This window comes from Vibrio sp. 10N.222.55.A1, assembly GCF_041473835.1.
Classification (GTDB): Bacteria; Pseudomonadota; Gammaproteobacteria; order Enterobacterales; family Vibrionaceae; genus Vibrio; species Vibrio crassostreae_C.
This window is the reverse complement of the sequence record NZ_JBFRSX010000019.1, coordinates 37,947-51,902: the sequence shown is the minus strand read 5'-3', so window position 1 is coordinate 51,902 and position 13,956 is coordinate 37,947. Positions and strand designations below refer to the sequence as shown.

At 46.2% G+C, this 13,956-nt stretch carries 11 protein-coding genes; 6 read left to right on the top strand and 5 right to left on the bottom strand.

Annotated features, from left to right (window positions below; translation table 11 throughout):
* The first annotated feature begins 119 nt into the window (after window positions 1-119).
* Both AB4493_RS05630 and AB4493_RS05625 read left to right on the top strand, forming a co-directional pair.
* Complete coding sequence (locus AB4493_RS05630) at window positions 120-1,103, top strand: MoxR family ATPase (protein WP_017077362.1); 984 nt, start codon at window positions 120-122, stop codon at window positions 1,101-1,103.
* 3 nt (window positions 1,104-1,106) lie between these two features.
* On the top strand, window positions 1,107-2,828 hold the full coding sequence (locus AB4493_RS05625) for a cobaltochelatase CobT-related protein (RefSeq protein WP_372154647.1): 1,722 nt from the start codon (window positions 1,107-1,109) through the stop codon (window positions 2,826-2,828).
* Window positions 2,829-2,878: 50 nt separating this feature from the next.
* Here AB4493_RS05625 and AB4493_RS05620 read toward each other — a convergent pair whose 3' ends face one another.
* Entirely contained in the window at window positions 2,879-3,646 is a 768-nt protein-coding gene (locus tag AB4493_RS05620) for a TSUP family transporter (protein WP_372154646.1), read from the bottom strand.
* Window positions 3,647-3,717: 71 nt separating this feature from the next.
* Window positions 3,718-4,791, bottom strand: a complete 1,074-nt coding sequence (gene pta, locus AB4493_RS05615; RefSeq protein ID WP_372154645.1) for a phosphate acetyltransferase — start codon at window positions 4,789-4,791, stop codon at window positions 3,718-3,720.
* 154 nt (window positions 4,792-4,945) lie between these two features.
* Here pta and AB4493_RS05610 point away from each other — a divergent pair, with 154 nt between their 5' ends.
* A complete protein-coding gene (locus AB4493_RS05610) occupies window positions 4,946-5,734 on the top strand; it encodes an IclR family transcriptional regulator (RefSeq protein ID WP_372154644.1) in 789 nt (262 codons plus the stop codon).
* A gap of 216 nt (window positions 5,735-5,950) precedes the next feature.
* Window positions 5,951-7,378, top strand: a complete 1,428-nt coding sequence (locus AB4493_RS05605; RefSeq protein ID WP_372154643.1) for an NAD-dependent succinate-semialdehyde dehydrogenase — start codon at window positions 5,951-5,953, stop codon at window positions 7,376-7,378.
* A gap of 211 nt (window positions 7,379-7,589) precedes the next feature.
* On the opposite strand, the gene AB4493_RS05600 is transcribed toward AB4493_RS05605, so the two are convergent.
* Together AB4493_RS05600 and AB4493_RS05595 are read right to left on the bottom strand one after the other, a co-directional pair.
* Window positions 7,590-9,773 carry a malate synthase G gene (locus tag AB4493_RS05600; RefSeq protein ID WP_136981763.1) on the bottom strand — a complete coding sequence of 728 codons (2,184 nt, stop codon included), beginning with the start codon at window positions 9,771-9,773 and terminating at the stop codon, window positions 7,590-7,592.
* Between the two features lie 155 nt (window positions 9,774-9,928).
* Entirely contained in the window at window positions 9,929-10,882 is a 954-nt protein-coding gene (locus AB4493_RS05595; RefSeq protein ID WP_017033103.1) for a LysR family transcriptional regulator, read from the bottom strand.
* A 130-nt stretch (window positions 10,883-11,012) separates the two neighbouring features.
* Here AB4493_RS05595 and AB4493_RS05590 point away from each other — a divergent pair, with 130 nt between their 5' ends.
* Both AB4493_RS05590 and AB4493_RS05585 read left to right on the top strand, forming a co-directional pair.
* Window positions 11,013-12,611, top strand: coding sequence for an isocitrate lyase (locus AB4493_RS05590; RefSeq protein ID WP_372154642.1), 1,599 nt, complete (start codon window positions 11,013-11,015; stop codon window positions 12,609-12,611).
* A 196-nt stretch (window positions 12,612-12,807) separates the two neighbouring features.
* Window positions 12,808-13,386: a hypothetical protein gene (locus tag AB4493_RS05585; protein ID WP_017067975.1), complete on the top strand. Its 579-nt coding sequence runs from the start codon at window positions 12,808-12,810 to the stop codon at window positions 13,384-13,386.
* 103 nt (window positions 13,387-13,489) lie between these two features.
* Here AB4493_RS05585 and AB4493_RS05580 read toward each other — a convergent pair whose 3' ends face one another.
* Window positions 13,490-13,882, bottom strand: coding sequence for a cystatin domain-containing protein (locus AB4493_RS05580; RefSeq protein WP_017064277.1), 393 nt, complete (start codon window positions 13,880-13,882; stop codon window positions 13,490-13,492).
* Window positions 13,883-13,956: the final 74 nt, after the last annotated feature.

Sequence of the window (13,956 nt, the reverse complement as noted above, 5' to 3'; positions counted from 1 at the left end):
CTGGATCACATTATTGGTAGTTTTTCGTACAAAAAGTGCCGTTAACTTAACTGGAGCTGTTAATAATCGATGACATATCGCGATAGCAGCGACAAGTGATGAGCTATATAGAGGGAAATATGATGAAAGAGGCGGAATTGGTACCAACGCAGCCGGTAAGCGTGAGAGAACGCTTTGGCATCGACAGCAACCTAACGGTGATGGCATTTGAACACCCGGGTGAATATGTGCCGAAAGTCGACCCAAATTACTGTTTTGATCCTGAAGTGACGTTGGCTATATTAGCGGGGTTCACTTCAAATCGTCGTACATTGATACAAGGCACGCACGGAACGGGCAAGTCGTCTCACATTGAGCAAATTGCCGCGAGATTGAATTGGCCGTGTTTGAGGATCAACCTAGACGGACACTTAAGTCGATTGGATTTCATAGGTAAAGACAGCATCGTCATTAAAGACGGAATGCAGGTGACTGAGTTTAAAGAAGGCATTCTTCCGCAAAGCATTCAACAACCCATCGCACTGGTATTAGATGAGTACGACGCTGGTCGCCCTGACGTGATGTTTGTGATTCAGCAGTTATTAGAGCAAGACGGAAAGTACACCTCTTTAGAGCAAAACCGAGTGATCACACCTCACCCTTCTTTCCGCCTGTTTGCTACCTGCAACACGCTTGGCTTGGGTAACTTTTCAGGTTTGTATTCGGGTACTCAAGTGCTTAACCACAGTCAGTTAGATAGATGGAACATCATCGCCACGCTCAACTATTTAGATCCACAACATGAAACCAAGATCGTGTTATCCAAGCTTCCAGAGCTGAATAATGAAAGTGGCCGACAACTGGTTGAGAAAATGATCGCAACGGCAGGGTTAACGCGCAACGGGTTTCGGGCTGGCGACCTTTCAACGGTGATGTCTCCGCGAACGGTGCTCACTTGGGCTGAAAACATCCAAATATTCGATGATGTAGCCACCGCATTTAGGTTGTCATTCTTGAATCGCTGTGAAGACGAAGAGAAAGAACTGGTTAGCGAATACTATTTCCGTTGCTTTGGTGAAGCCTTGGAAACGCATACTCAAAACTATTCGCACTCGGAGTCGTAAACCATGGCCAATATTTCTTCTCAGCAGAAAAAGATCCTCGATATTGGAGTGTCTGTCGCCAGAGCAATCAGTGGTGAACTCGATCTGAACTATCGGGGAGAACGACTCTATAAAGGCAATAAGCCCTGTTATTACCAGTCTGCCCACACCAACGATCTCACCTTTGTATCTCGCCACGAGCTGAAAAACAGTAAGCTTTCGATGCAAGGCAAGATCGATTCATCGGCATTACGACTCTTGCTTTCAGATGCTGATCTTCACTACTCATTGCGACCGAAAAACGAGGTCGAACGTCTGTTATATGACTTCTGCGAGCAGGTGCGAATTGAATCGCAAGTTCCATCTTATCTAAAAGGCGTTACCACCAGCATTCAGTTCAACTTTGCGTATTGGAGCGACCAATATCATCAGAATGGCTTCACCGAATCACGAATAGGCATGTTGCTGTTTACTCTGATGCAAGTCATCCACACCCGCTTAACCGGTGTTCCGGTTTCGGAACCCATTGCTGAGACCATTGAATCGACTCGCGCCGGCATCGTGCCTACCTTCGGTCACAGCTTTAAACGCTTAAAGCAACATAGAACAGACCAAGAACAGTTTGCACACAGTGCCAATGAGCTTGCAGCCCTTGCACAAGAGTTAATCATCCAAGAACAGGAAAGTGATAACTCACCCACACCAACCGTTGAAGAAGACATCAAGCTCCTTGCACAGCTTGCCTTGATTGTTGATGGTGACATTCAAGATCAAGACGTCGATACCGACATCACAGGCAGTAGCAAGGTATTCGAGTTGTCGGGCGCCAATTATCAGGTCTTTAATTCAGAATTTGATCAAGTCATCGCCGCAGACAAACTCGTCAGGCGTACCCTATTACTCGAACTGAGGCAAAAGCTAACCGATGACATCATGGCGAGACAAGTCAACACTCACCGTTTAGCCGCTATGCTTACTAGCTTTGTTGCCACACCACAGAGGAACCGACGTCAGGACCATTTAGAAGAAGGCATTGTTAACGCCACCACCATCACCAAGCTCGTCACATCGCCATTGGATAGCACTGTCTTTTATCAACCTGACATCGGTACATCTCATCAATGTGCCACCACATTTTTGATGGACTGCTCTGGCTCAATGCAAAAGCACAGTCACAAGCTAAGCCTACTGATTGATACAATTCTCAAATCCGTTGGACTGGCCAACATCCCTTTCGAGATTATTGGCTTTACGACCAATAACTGGAACGGTGGCAAGGTCTATCGGCAGTGGCTTAAACAAGGCCAACCAAAGCACCCGGGCCGCTTAAACGAAGTTCGGCACATCGTGTTTAAGGATTTTGATACCCATTGGAGACGTTCTCGACTTGGCATTGCGAGTCTTCGTAAAGCCGACATCTTTAAAGAAGGGATTGATGGCGAAGCGGTTCAGTTCGCGAGTCATCGATTGCAGCAGCACACCGCCCAGCGAAAGGTTTTGATTGTGTTCTCAGACGGCTGCCCGATGGATACCGCTACCAGTACCGCCAACGATCAGTTCTATTTAGATAACCATCTCAAACAGGTGATTGAACGTGAGTCGACCAAAAACGGTATTGAGATTCATGGTGTGGGAATGGGAATGGATTTGAGCCCGTACTATCGCAGCAACATCACGTTAGATGTACAAGAGAGCTGCTTGTTTGGGCTATCTAGGAGCATATTTGAGATGCTAAAGCGTGTTTAAACAGGGAAGCTTAGGCTAGCGAATCACTAGCCTCCTTTGTCGAGAATGGTTTACGAGGAGCCAAACAACGACCATGCAGAGACAGCCATCAAATATCCGCCTATCAGCATTAACACCGTAAACACCAGCTTTCTGAGTTGATCATTAGACAACAGCGGTGGGAAACGCCGAGCAAACATTGTGACAAGCGCCACCAGAGGAACAGCAATAGCGGATAACCACAATATGCTCTGTTCCATGTCGCCCGCCGCATAGACATTGACCGTACGGGACATCGACGTACAAGCGAAAACCATCAGCAGTGTGCTTCGCACCAGATCGAGCGAAAAAGGTTGCCGATAGAGATGATAAACAATCGGTGGACCTGCCATCCCAAATAATCCCCCCGCTAACCCAGAGCTAAATCCTGAGACAAGGAAAGATACGGTTGTCGAACGGACCGTTCTAGTTTTAGGTTTAAACATAAAGCTCAAACCAGCGAACAACACCATGGCACCCAATAGCCCTCGTAGGATTTGGGTTGCCGACTCGCTCAACGCGTCCAGCAAGTACACGCCCATCGATACGCCGGGAATAATACCGATGACTAACACCACCAGAATCTTGAGTTCCCCAAGCAGTGGCTTACCCATCAACGCCACCAAGCAATTGAACAAGGTCACAATACTGACCACCCCGGCTATAACGGGTAGGGATACCAAATTAAGGCTGACCGTTAGCCCAATCACAATGATACCGAGACCAAATCCAGTGACAGTTTGGAAATAAGTACCTACCGCAATGGTGGCAAGAATGGCGAGTAAAACAGGTAACTCCATTAGCTATCCTAATTAGGTTATTTGGGGGTAAATATGAGTGCAAGATTCCGCATTAGTTTAAGCAACGAGTGTTAATACCGGAATTCAAACTCCGACTCTTCTCTTTCTTCAACATCAGCTTCAGAGTCAGCCTTAGAGTCAGATGCTTTCCCTTGCTGCGCTTGTACCGCGGTAACGGCAATGACATTAAAGATATCTTCGGCACTACAGCCTCTGGACAAGTCATTCGCTGGTTGATTCAGCCCTTGCAGCAACGGGCCAATCGCAACAGCCCCACCTAGCCTTTCCGCAAGCTTATAACCGATATTACCTGCTTCTAAGTTAGGAAATATCAACACGTTAGATTGACCTTTGACCTTTGAATCAGGCAACTTTTTCGCCGCTATTTCAGTGACAATCGCCGCATCTAATTGAACATCTTGGTCTACAGCGATTCCCAGGCAACGCTGTTTAACTATCTGCGCAGCACTGCGCACCTTGTCTACCGACTCATGTTTCGCGCTACCATTGGTAGAGAATGAAAGCATCGCCAACTTAGGCTCTTCCATTAACAATGCCTCAGCACTTTGAGAAGCGGCTACCGCGATTGATGCCAGCTCGGTTTCATTGGGGTTAATAACCAAACCACAATCGCTGAAAATCATACCGCCTTTAAGATTATGGAAAGGCTCACACAGCATCATCAAGAAGAAGCTGGACACCAACTCGCTGTCTGGCGCTGGCCCAATAATCTGCAGCGCAGCTCGCACCACATCAGACGTGGTATAAACCGCGCCATTAACTGTGCCGTCGACCAGCCCTTCCCTTACCATCAAATTGGCAAAAACAAGTGGGTCTTGAACCAGCTCTAGTGCGTCATCATAAGTCATGCCTTTGGCTTTCCTTAATGTATACAGCCGCTCAGCGAGCACCTCTTTGAGTGACGACGCCTGTGGAGAAACAATATGAATGCCAGCCAGGTTAATGTGATGCAGTTCTGCAGCAGCGATGATCGCCGATTCATCGCCTACAAGTGTGATGTGAGCGAGCTGTTTATCGATTGCCATTCTTGCAGCAGCTAGCACTCGCGGGTCCTCCGCTTCACTCAAAACAACACGCTTACGATCTAAATGAGCTTTATCAATAATCCGTCCAATCGCCCTCATCTTTAAATTCCATTTATTGAGATTAATTGTTCCATAATTTACATTTATATTATTTGAATAATAAAAAAGATCAAATTTTATTCAGATAATTGAAGAATAATGATTTGGTATGTACACTCTTAGGCATAGACATATCGCAAGGATGAATCACTGTATGCAAACAGAAACACCGCAAGTTCAAGGGGATACACCGACCCTCCGACTTTTTGCACTATTAGAGGTGATAGCGCAAAAAGACGAGTTTATTTCTCTGCAAGGTTTAGTCGAAGAGACCGGATTACCAAAACCCACGCTGCACCGAATGCTTCAGCAATTAGAAGCGGCGGGCATCATTCAAAGAGATGGCGACGAAAAGCACTACAGCTCAGGCATTCGACTAAGAAAACTTGCCGAAAACCTACTTTTGAATAGCACCATGCACAGCGCGCGACGCACTATCCTTGAGAACCTGAGAGCAGAGGTCGGTGAGAGTTGTAACCTGACGGCTCTTTCAAGTGGTGAAATCATCTATCTCGATCGTGCAGAAACTGAAGCTCCCCTTCGCTTTCACCTGCACCCCTGCTCTCGCGTTCCCGTACACTGCTCAGCTACAGGCAAGCTGTTTTTAGCGCACATGTCTAAGTCGCAGCGCAGACGATTAATTGAAAACGTGCCGCTGACTCAATACACCGTGAACACGATTACCGACTATTCGACTCTAGAGAAAGACATCGAAGAAGCAAAAATCCAAGGTTTTGCTATTGATGATGAAGAGTTTTTACCAGGCTTAGTCTGTATCGCTGTGCTGATACCCTCACCAACTGGTCAATCAAACCTAGGCCTAGCGATCCAAGCACCTGTGATTCGAGTGAAACCGGATGAAGCAATAAAATTCTTGCCCGCACTTCAAAAAGCAGCAAAAGCGCTGGCGAAAATCGAAGCTGATAATTGGAGTCAGCAGTAAGCACTTTCTTAAAGAATTTCGAAGTCCATGACTTAACTGATCATGGATTTCGAAAGCCCTACTTTGGTAAACAATGCTTGCGCAAACAAGGGCTTCAAAACTATCGAATTAACGACCACAATCTGCGACTAATCAACATTTGGTCGAAGTGATCTGAACACTCGCCAACCCGCACATCAGCAACACGTCTAAAGTAATCACGACAAAGGAATCACGATGCTAAACATTGATAACCAGCACTTACTCTCTTTTATGGTGACAGAAGCGAACAACGCAGTTGCAGTCACAAACCCAGCAACGGATGAACTCATCGGGAACGCACCGATATCATCAGAAACAGAGTTAGCGAACGCGATTGAACAAGCTCATGTAGCGCAGAAAGAGTGGGCAAAAATTCCTGCTAAATCTCGTGCTGCACTGCTTCATCGCTGGCACCAGTTGATCCTTGAAAACAAAGATGACCTTGCTCGAATCATGACAATGGAACAGGGTAAGCCGTTAGCCGAAGCGACAGGCGAAGTGGTGTATGGCGCGAGCTTCATTGAGTGGTTTGCAGAAGAAGCAAAGCGCACTTATGGTGATTCCATTCCTAGCACAGTCGCTGGCAAACGCTTGGTGACCATCAAGCAGCCTATTGGTGTCGCATGTGCGATTACGCCATGGAACTTCCCGATTGCAATGATCACTCGTAAAGCGGCTCCTGCCTTAGCTGCGGGTTGTAGCTTTGTCGTGAAACCTTCGGATGAGACACCGCTTTCTGCGTTTGCTGTGGTTGAACTGGCTTATCAAGCGGGTATCCCTAAGGATCTACTTCAAGTCGTTCTTGGTGAAAGCCCTGAACAAGTGGGCAACCTATTCACTTCGCATCCGTTGATCAAAAAAATCTCTTTCACTGGGTCGACCCGTGTGGGCAGCATTTTGATGGCTCAAGCTGCAAAAGGCATCAAACGCACCTCTATGGAGCTTGGTGGCAATGCACCTTTTATTGTGTTTGACGATGCTGACATCGACGCGGCCGTTCAAGGCGCAATGGCGTCAAAATTCCGTAATGCGGGACAAACATGTGTCTGTGCAAACCGTTTCTATGTTCACAGTAAAGTATACGATGAGTTCGTGGCTAAATTCGATCAAGCGGTTCAACAACTTAAGATTGGTAACGGCTTAGATGAAGGTGTCACCATTGGTCCTGTTGTCAGTCAGAATGCGAAGAACAACATCCAAGCATTATTAGACAGAGCGGTAGAACAAGGCGCGACACCTGTGACGCCAACTCAAGAGCTTGATGGGCTTTTCCTTCAGCCTGTCATACTTAAAAATGTGAAACACAGCATGGACATTGTTCAGCAAGAGATCTTTGGCCCAGTCGCGCCTGTGATGAAATTCGACACGGACGAAGAGCTTATCGAGATGGCCAACGATACCATTTATGGATTAGCGTCGTACTTCTACAGTCAGAACATTCATCGAGTATGGAACATCGCAGAGGCACTTGAGTACGGTATGGTGGGTATTAATGATGGCCTGATCTCAACCGAAGTCGCGCCTTTCGGTGGCGTGAAACAATCAGGTATTGGCCGTGAAGGTGCGAAAGAAGGCATCGATGAGTACATGGACATTAAGTATCTTTGCTTTGGCGGAAAATAAGGTTGGTAGTAACTAAGTTCTGGCAGTGATTAGGGCTCGGAAATAATTAAGTCTTAGTGATCACTAACCTGACCCACTTTCCACCTTTCCCTTCACAAAAATGAATCAAAAAAAAGCCGCGCTATAAAAGCGCGGCACCTTGGGCTCGGTTAAAGGGGGGGTTCTTTTTTTAGTATTTTACATTCTCTATTTTTGTTATTCAGTTGCTTCGCTATTCCTGTGCTTTCAGTTTTAGACGCATCGCGTGCAGTACTGGCTCGGTGTAACCGCTCGGCTGAGCACAGCCTTCGAATACCAACTGACACGCCGCTGAAAATGCAATGCTGTTTTCAAAGTCAGGCGCCATGTTACGGTAGCTCTGGTCGCCAGCGTTTTGCTCATCCACCACTGCGGCCATGCGCTTCATGGTTTTCATTACCTGAGCTTCCTCGCAAATGCCGTGACGTAACCAGTTCGCAATATGTTGGCTTGAAATACGCAGCGTCGCTCGGTCTTCCATCAAGCCGACATCGTTAATATCAGGTACCTTCGAACAACCAACGCCTTGATCAATCCAACGAACCACGTACCCCAGAATACCTTGTGTGTTGTTATCCAGCTCACTTTGAATATCTTGCGCAGTCAGCTTTTGGTTGCCCAGTAGCGGGATAGTAAGAATATCATCAACATTGGCTCTCACTCGCTCACGAAGCTCTTTCTGACGGCTTGGTACACTCACCTTGTGATAGTGCAGCGCGTGCAAAGTCGCGGCGGTTGGAGAAGGAACCCAAGCAGTATTAGCACCCGCTTGTGGATGTCCGATTTTCGCATCCATCATCTTCGCCATGTTGTCTGGCTCTGGCCACATACCTTTACCAATCTGGGCTTTACCTTGCAGGCCACAAGCTAAGCCAAGATCAACGTTTTGATCTTCGTATGCGCCAATCCAAGTCATGGTTTTCAGCTGTGTTTTAGGAGCGAATGGTCCCGCTTCCATACTGGTGTGAATCTCATCACCCGTTCGGTCTAAGAAACCTGTGTTGATGAACACAACACGATCTTTAGCCGCTCGAATACATTCTTTAAGGTTAACCGAAGTACGACGCTCTTCGTCCATGATGCCAACTTTGATCGTGAATCGATCTAGCCCTAATGCATCTTCAATGCGACCAAACAGCTCATTGGTGAACGCGACTTCTTCAGGACCATGCATCTTAGGTTTTACAATATTGATGCTGTTCGCGGTCGAGTTTTGGTAAGCACTGTTGCCTTTTAAATCATGCATCGCGATTAGCGAAGTGATCATGCCATCCATAATGCCTTCAGGCACTTCATTGCCTTCGGCATCAATAATCGCAGGGTTGGTCATCAGGTGGCCGACATTACGGATGAACAACATGCTGCGGCCTTTTAGTGAAATCTCACCACCCGTCACGCTGGTGTATTGGCGATCTGGGTTAAGGTTACGAACAATGGTTTTGCCGTTTTTCTCTAGTGATTCTTGTAGATCACCTTTCATCAAGCCTAACCAGTTACGGTAAGCCAATGCTTTGTCTTCACCATCAACTGCAGCAACCGAGTCTTCGCAATCCATAATGGTTGTTAGAGCGGCTTCGACTAATACATCTTTAATTCCCGCCACATCGACGCTACCAATCGGTGCGCTCGGGTCAATTTGAATTTCGATGTGCAGATTATTGTGTTTAAGAAGAATGCACGAAGGGGAACTTGCGTCACCTTGATAGCCAATGAACTGGTCGCTATCAATGAGAGTGACTTCTTCGCCGTTATCGAGTGTCGCTATTAATTTATTGCCGATGCTAGCGTTACTGATGCTGTATTTAGTGACGTCTTTATGGGAGACGCCGTTTAATGGCGCTGCGTCATCAAGGAACTCGCGAGCATAAGTCACGACTTTAGCACCACGGGCTGGGTTAAAGCTTCCGCCCTTTTCCGCGCCATCACTTTCACTGATCACGTCCGTTCCGTAGAGCGCATCATATAGGCTGCCCCAACGCGCATTGGCTGCGTTAAGTGCAAAACGTGCGTTCATGATTGGCACCACAAGCTGCGGCCCTGCTTGTGTTGCGATCTCAGGCTCTACGCTCGCTGTCGTCACTTGAAAGTCATCGCCTTCAGGAACCAAATAACCGATCTGCTGTAAGAACTGTTTGTACTCCACAGGATCGAGCGTTTGCCCAGCACGCTCTTGGTGCCAAACGTCAATTTGATGTTGAAGATCTTCACGCTTGATAAGCAATGCGCGATTTTTTGGAGCCAAATCTTCAAGGATGGTTGCAAATGATTGCCAAAAGTCTTCAGCGACAATGCCTGTTCCAGGAATCACCTGCTCATTAATTAATTGGTAGAGGGTGCTATCAATGTTCAAGCTTCCCTGTTGAATACGACTGCTCATAAAATCTCTCTCAAACTAATTTATGGCTACTCAATAAATTTTCGTGACTAGCTCAAATTTACTTTACTGACTTAAACTTACTTAACGGACATGAATTTAGCTAATTTATGCCGGTTATATTGGATATTCATATAAAAAATACCCTAAAAACTGTGTTATTCCGTTACTCCACTCTCGATTTCGTTAGCGACACTTTTAATCAAACGACGCATCCACTGGTGGTCTGGATTGGTTTGCAATAATGGACTCCACGCCATTTTCACTTCAAACGGTTCAATCGCAAATGGCGCGGGTTTGATCAACAGCCTTGGATTATTTCGCTGCAATTGCGCGGCTTTGGTTGGAATGGTCAGGATCAGATTCTTCTGTTGAGCGAAGAGAATGGCTGATAGGTAATGTCGAGTAAACACCGTAATATTGCGTGTTTTTCCGATACGAATAAGTGCTTCATCTATCCAACCGAGCTTTTGTGCTTCACTTGGATTTATCCCCACCCCCGTTCCCATACCTGTCTTACTTACCCAGATATGTTGCGCCTTTAAATAGGACAAAATATCGAAGTTGTCGGCTATCGGGTTGTCACAACTAAATAGACAAGAAAACCCGTCGTGCCAAAGGCTCATCTGGTGAAACGACTGAGGAATATCGTCAAATCGGTTGATAATTATATCAACAGTACCTTGCTCTACATCCTGATAACTCACGTCACTTGGCGTCATGATATCCAGTCGTATTTTCGGTGCGATTTCACTTAACCTTTTCAGAAGAGGTTGAATAATGGTCGATTCTGCATAGTCACTCGCCATGATACGAAATACGCGTTCACTGTCTTCTGCATTAAACTCTGCGGTCGGCTGCAGTGTCTTTTCTACATTTGCCAGGATGTTTCGAATCAGTGGCTGCAACTTATGTGCGCGTTCGGTTGGTATCATCCCTTCACTGGTTCTCACTAATAGCGGGTCCTCAAAGAGATCACGCAATCGGCGAAGGCCATTACTCATGGCTGGCTGAGTAATACCCAATTGATTTGCTGCTCGTGTAACGTTTCTTTCACGTAGCAACATGTCTAAATACACAAGTAAATTAAGGTCTATACGAGCAATATTCATAAGAAAAATACCGAATATAATAACTATAAATTAACAAAATTATCACATGCGTGGTTATTCTTTGTCCATAGCAAAGTTTTAATCCAAGCCAATTTGGCAACCATACCCCACGTGAAACTAAGGAATAGTTATGTCGCAAATTACACAAGATATCGAAATGATAGAAGTTGCAAAAAGCGCTGCAGGTGCTCCATGGGATGCAATTAATGCTGAATCTGCTGCTCGTATGCGAGCTCAAAACAAATTCAAAACAGGTCTGGATATCGCGCAATACACGGCAGATATCATGCGTGCGGATATGGAGGCTTACGACAAAGACAGCTCTCAATACACTCAGTCTCTGGGTTGTTGGCATGGTTTCATCGGCCAACAAAAACTGATTTCTATTAAGAAGCACTTTGATGGCAAGACTGACCGTCGTTACCTATACCTTTCTGGTTGGATGGTTGCTGCACTTCGCTCTGATTTTGGTCCACTTCCAGACCAATCTATGCATGAGAAAACATCGGTTGCAGGCCTAGTAGAAGAACTATACACATTCCTGCGCCAAGCTGATGCACGTGAACTGGGTGGTTTATTCCGTGAGCTAGACGCTGCACGTGAAGCGGGCGACGTTAACCAACAAGACCTTATCCAAGACAAAATCGACAATCACGTAACACACGTGGTGCCAATCATCGCCGATATCGATGCAGGTTTTGGTAACGCAGAAGCGACCTACCTAATGGCTAAGCAGATGATTGAAGCAGGCGCATGTTGTCTACAAATTGAAAACCAAGTTGCCGATGAGAAGCAATGTGGTCACCAAGACGGCAAAGTAACGGTTCCACACGCTGACTTCCACGCAAAACTTCGCGCACTTCGTTACGCTTTCCTTGAACTAGGCATCGACAACGGCATCATCGTTGCTCGTACCGATTCACAAGGTGCTGGCCTAACAAAAGAAATCGCAGTAGTGAAAGAGCCGGGCGACCAAGGTGATATCTACAACTCATACCTAGATGTTGAAGAGATCGATGTTGCAGATATGGCAGAAGGCGACGTTTGCTTTAACCGTGACGGCAAGCTAGTTCGACCTAAGCGTCTACCTTCAGGCTTATACCAATTCCGCCAAGGTACTGGTGAAGACCGTTGTGTATTCGACTGTATTGAAGCAATCAACGCGGGTGCTGACCTACTATGGATTGAGACTGAGAAGCCACACATCGGTCAAATCAAAGAGATGATGGACGGCGTACGTGAAGTTCACCCTAATGCGAAGCTGGTTTACAACAACTCTCCATCATTCAACTGGACGCTAAACTTCCGCCAACAAGCATACGATGCGATGGTAGCAGAAGGTAAAGATGTTTCAGCTTACGACCGTGCTAGCCTAATGAGTGCTGAATATGACGAAACTGAATTGTCTAAACGAGCTGATGACAAGATTCGCACATTCCAAGCGGATGCATCTCGTGAAGCGGGTATCTTCCATCACTTGATTACTCTACCGACTTACCACACTGCAGCGCTGTCAACCGACAACCTTGCAAAAGAATACTTCGGTGACCAAGGCATGCTGGGCTATGTTGCAAATGTTCAGCGCAAAGAGATACGCCAAGGCATCGCTTGTGTTAAACACCAAAACATGTCTGGTTCAGACATCGGTGATGATCACAAAGAATACTTCGCGGGTGAGAATGCACTAAAAGCCGCGGGTGAAGCGAATACGTCTAATCAATTTGATTAACCGCTAACGCTAAAGCCTCCCCCGTCCTTCTCTCTTACTTAGGTAAGATCCGGGGGAAGGCTTTGAGATAAAGCTTGTACTGCCAGCTTTATCTCAAAGCCTCAGATTTGTGTTCCACACCACGGTTAACCGAACAACTTCTGTTTAAGCTAACTGTATACGTATTTGTTAAGATTCTTATTTTTTGAGAGTGCCTATGACTTCAATACCTACACACCTACAAGATGCAAAAACACTGTTATCAGAGAATGGTTTCGCGACGGGTGATACTTGGTATCACGGCACATCTTCCGCTTTATTGGCTTCTATTCAAGGCCAAGGTTTAAAACGTTCTGGGGACAAAGCGCTCAACGAAGCAGCTTCAAAAACTATGGCGACCATCGGCAACAACTACACCGAATCGGTTGAGCCAGTGTTTCTCACCCAGAGCAAAGAACTGGCATATTACTGGGCTCAACAAACCGTTCGTGAGCGAGGCGTTCGCTTCGAAGGTGAAGAACAGCCTATCGTATTAGCGGTAAACTTATCTGAAAAGCAACGTGCCAAAGTAAGACCGGACGTAGGAGCAATGAGTCTATTGATGATGAGTGTGGGCGAGCAATTCATGTCTCACCTCACTGAAATTTATCAAGCCAATAACATTGCAGGCCCCGACATCGAGCTTCGCACTGCTGATCGCATGGACTACCTCAATAAACTCGGTATGGCCTACATTGATGAAGACATCAGCCGTGCTTGTGTTCAGGAGTTAGCTGAGCCCGAGTTGGCCGACTGAAAACGTTCAACAAATCAGTCTTCTTAAAAACAAAAATGGCTCCCAATACGGAGCCATTTTTATTTGCTATAAGCCTATCTCACAAGATACAGACGCATCTAGATTATGAGCACAGAAGACCTTTCTGTGCAGGTTGCGTCATTTCGATGTCACCTTGTAGAGAACGGTAAACGATGGTGTTCCACACTTCACCATTATCCATTTCAAACTCAATAGCGTAATTCAAACCCGCGACAACCTGAGTTCGAACACTCAAGATCTGCTTGAGCTCAGCTGAAGTGTTCATTTGGCTAAGAACTGCGTTTAAAGCTTGCTTGGCTTCTGGTGTTATCTCACTTTTCGACCAACCACCCGTCAGGTTTTTAGTGCTGCAGATGGGGTTCGCATTCTCTTGCGGTTGAGTTGGTACCTCTGATTTCTGACTACACCCAGCTAACGCCACGACACTAAACAAGGTTGCTGTTCCAAGTAATGATGTTAATCGTACGTTCTTCATAAATTCTCTCTACCTCAATCATTTACGAGGGATTACTCGCAATAATGTTTCATATGCAGGCAAGCTTAAACCTC

What these genes read in the sequence shown, in the direction of transcription:
- AB4493_RS05630 (WP_017077362.1), top strand. Translation starts at nt 120, where the DNA reads ATGATGAAAGAGGCGGAATTGGTACCAACGCAGCCGGTAAGCGTGAGA.
- AB4493_RS05625 (WP_372154647.1), top strand. Translation starts at nt 1,107, where the DNA reads ATGGCCAATATTTCTTCTCAGCAGAAAAAGATCCTCGATATTGGAGTG.
- AB4493_RS05620 (WP_372154646.1), bottom strand. Translation starts at nt 3,646, where the DNA reads ATGGAGTTACCTGTTTTACTCGCCATTCTTGCCACCATTGCGGTAGGT.
- pta (WP_372154645.1), bottom strand. Translation starts at nt 4,791, where the DNA reads ATGAGGGCGATTGGACGGATTATTGATAAAGCTCATTTAGATCGTAAG.
- AB4493_RS05610 (WP_372154644.1), top strand. Translation starts at nt 4,946, where the DNA reads ATGCAAACAGAAACACCGCAAGTTCAAGGGGATACACCGACCCTCCGA.
- AB4493_RS05605 (WP_372154643.1), top strand. Translation starts at nt 5,951, where the DNA reads ATGCTAAACATTGATAACCAGCACTTACTCTCTTTTATGGTGACAGAA.
- AB4493_RS05600 (WP_136981763.1), bottom strand. Translation starts at nt 9,773, where the DNA reads ATGAGCAGTCGTATTCAACAGGGAAGCTTGAACATTGATAGCACCCTC.
- AB4493_RS05595 (WP_017033103.1), bottom strand. Translation starts at nt 10,882, where the DNA reads ATGAATATTGCTCGTATAGACCTTAATTTACTTGTGTATTTAGACATG.
- AB4493_RS05590 (WP_372154642.1), top strand. Translation starts at nt 11,013, where the DNA reads ATGTCGCAAATTACACAAGATATCGAAATGATAGAAGTTGCAAAAAGC.
- AB4493_RS05585 (WP_017067975.1), top strand. Translation starts at nt 12,808, where the DNA reads ATGACTTCAATACCTACACACCTACAAGATGCAAAAACACTGTTATCA.
- AB4493_RS05580 (WP_017064277.1), bottom strand. Translation starts at nt 13,882, where the DNA reads ATGAAGAACGTACGATTAACATCATTACTTGGAACAGCAACCTTGTTT.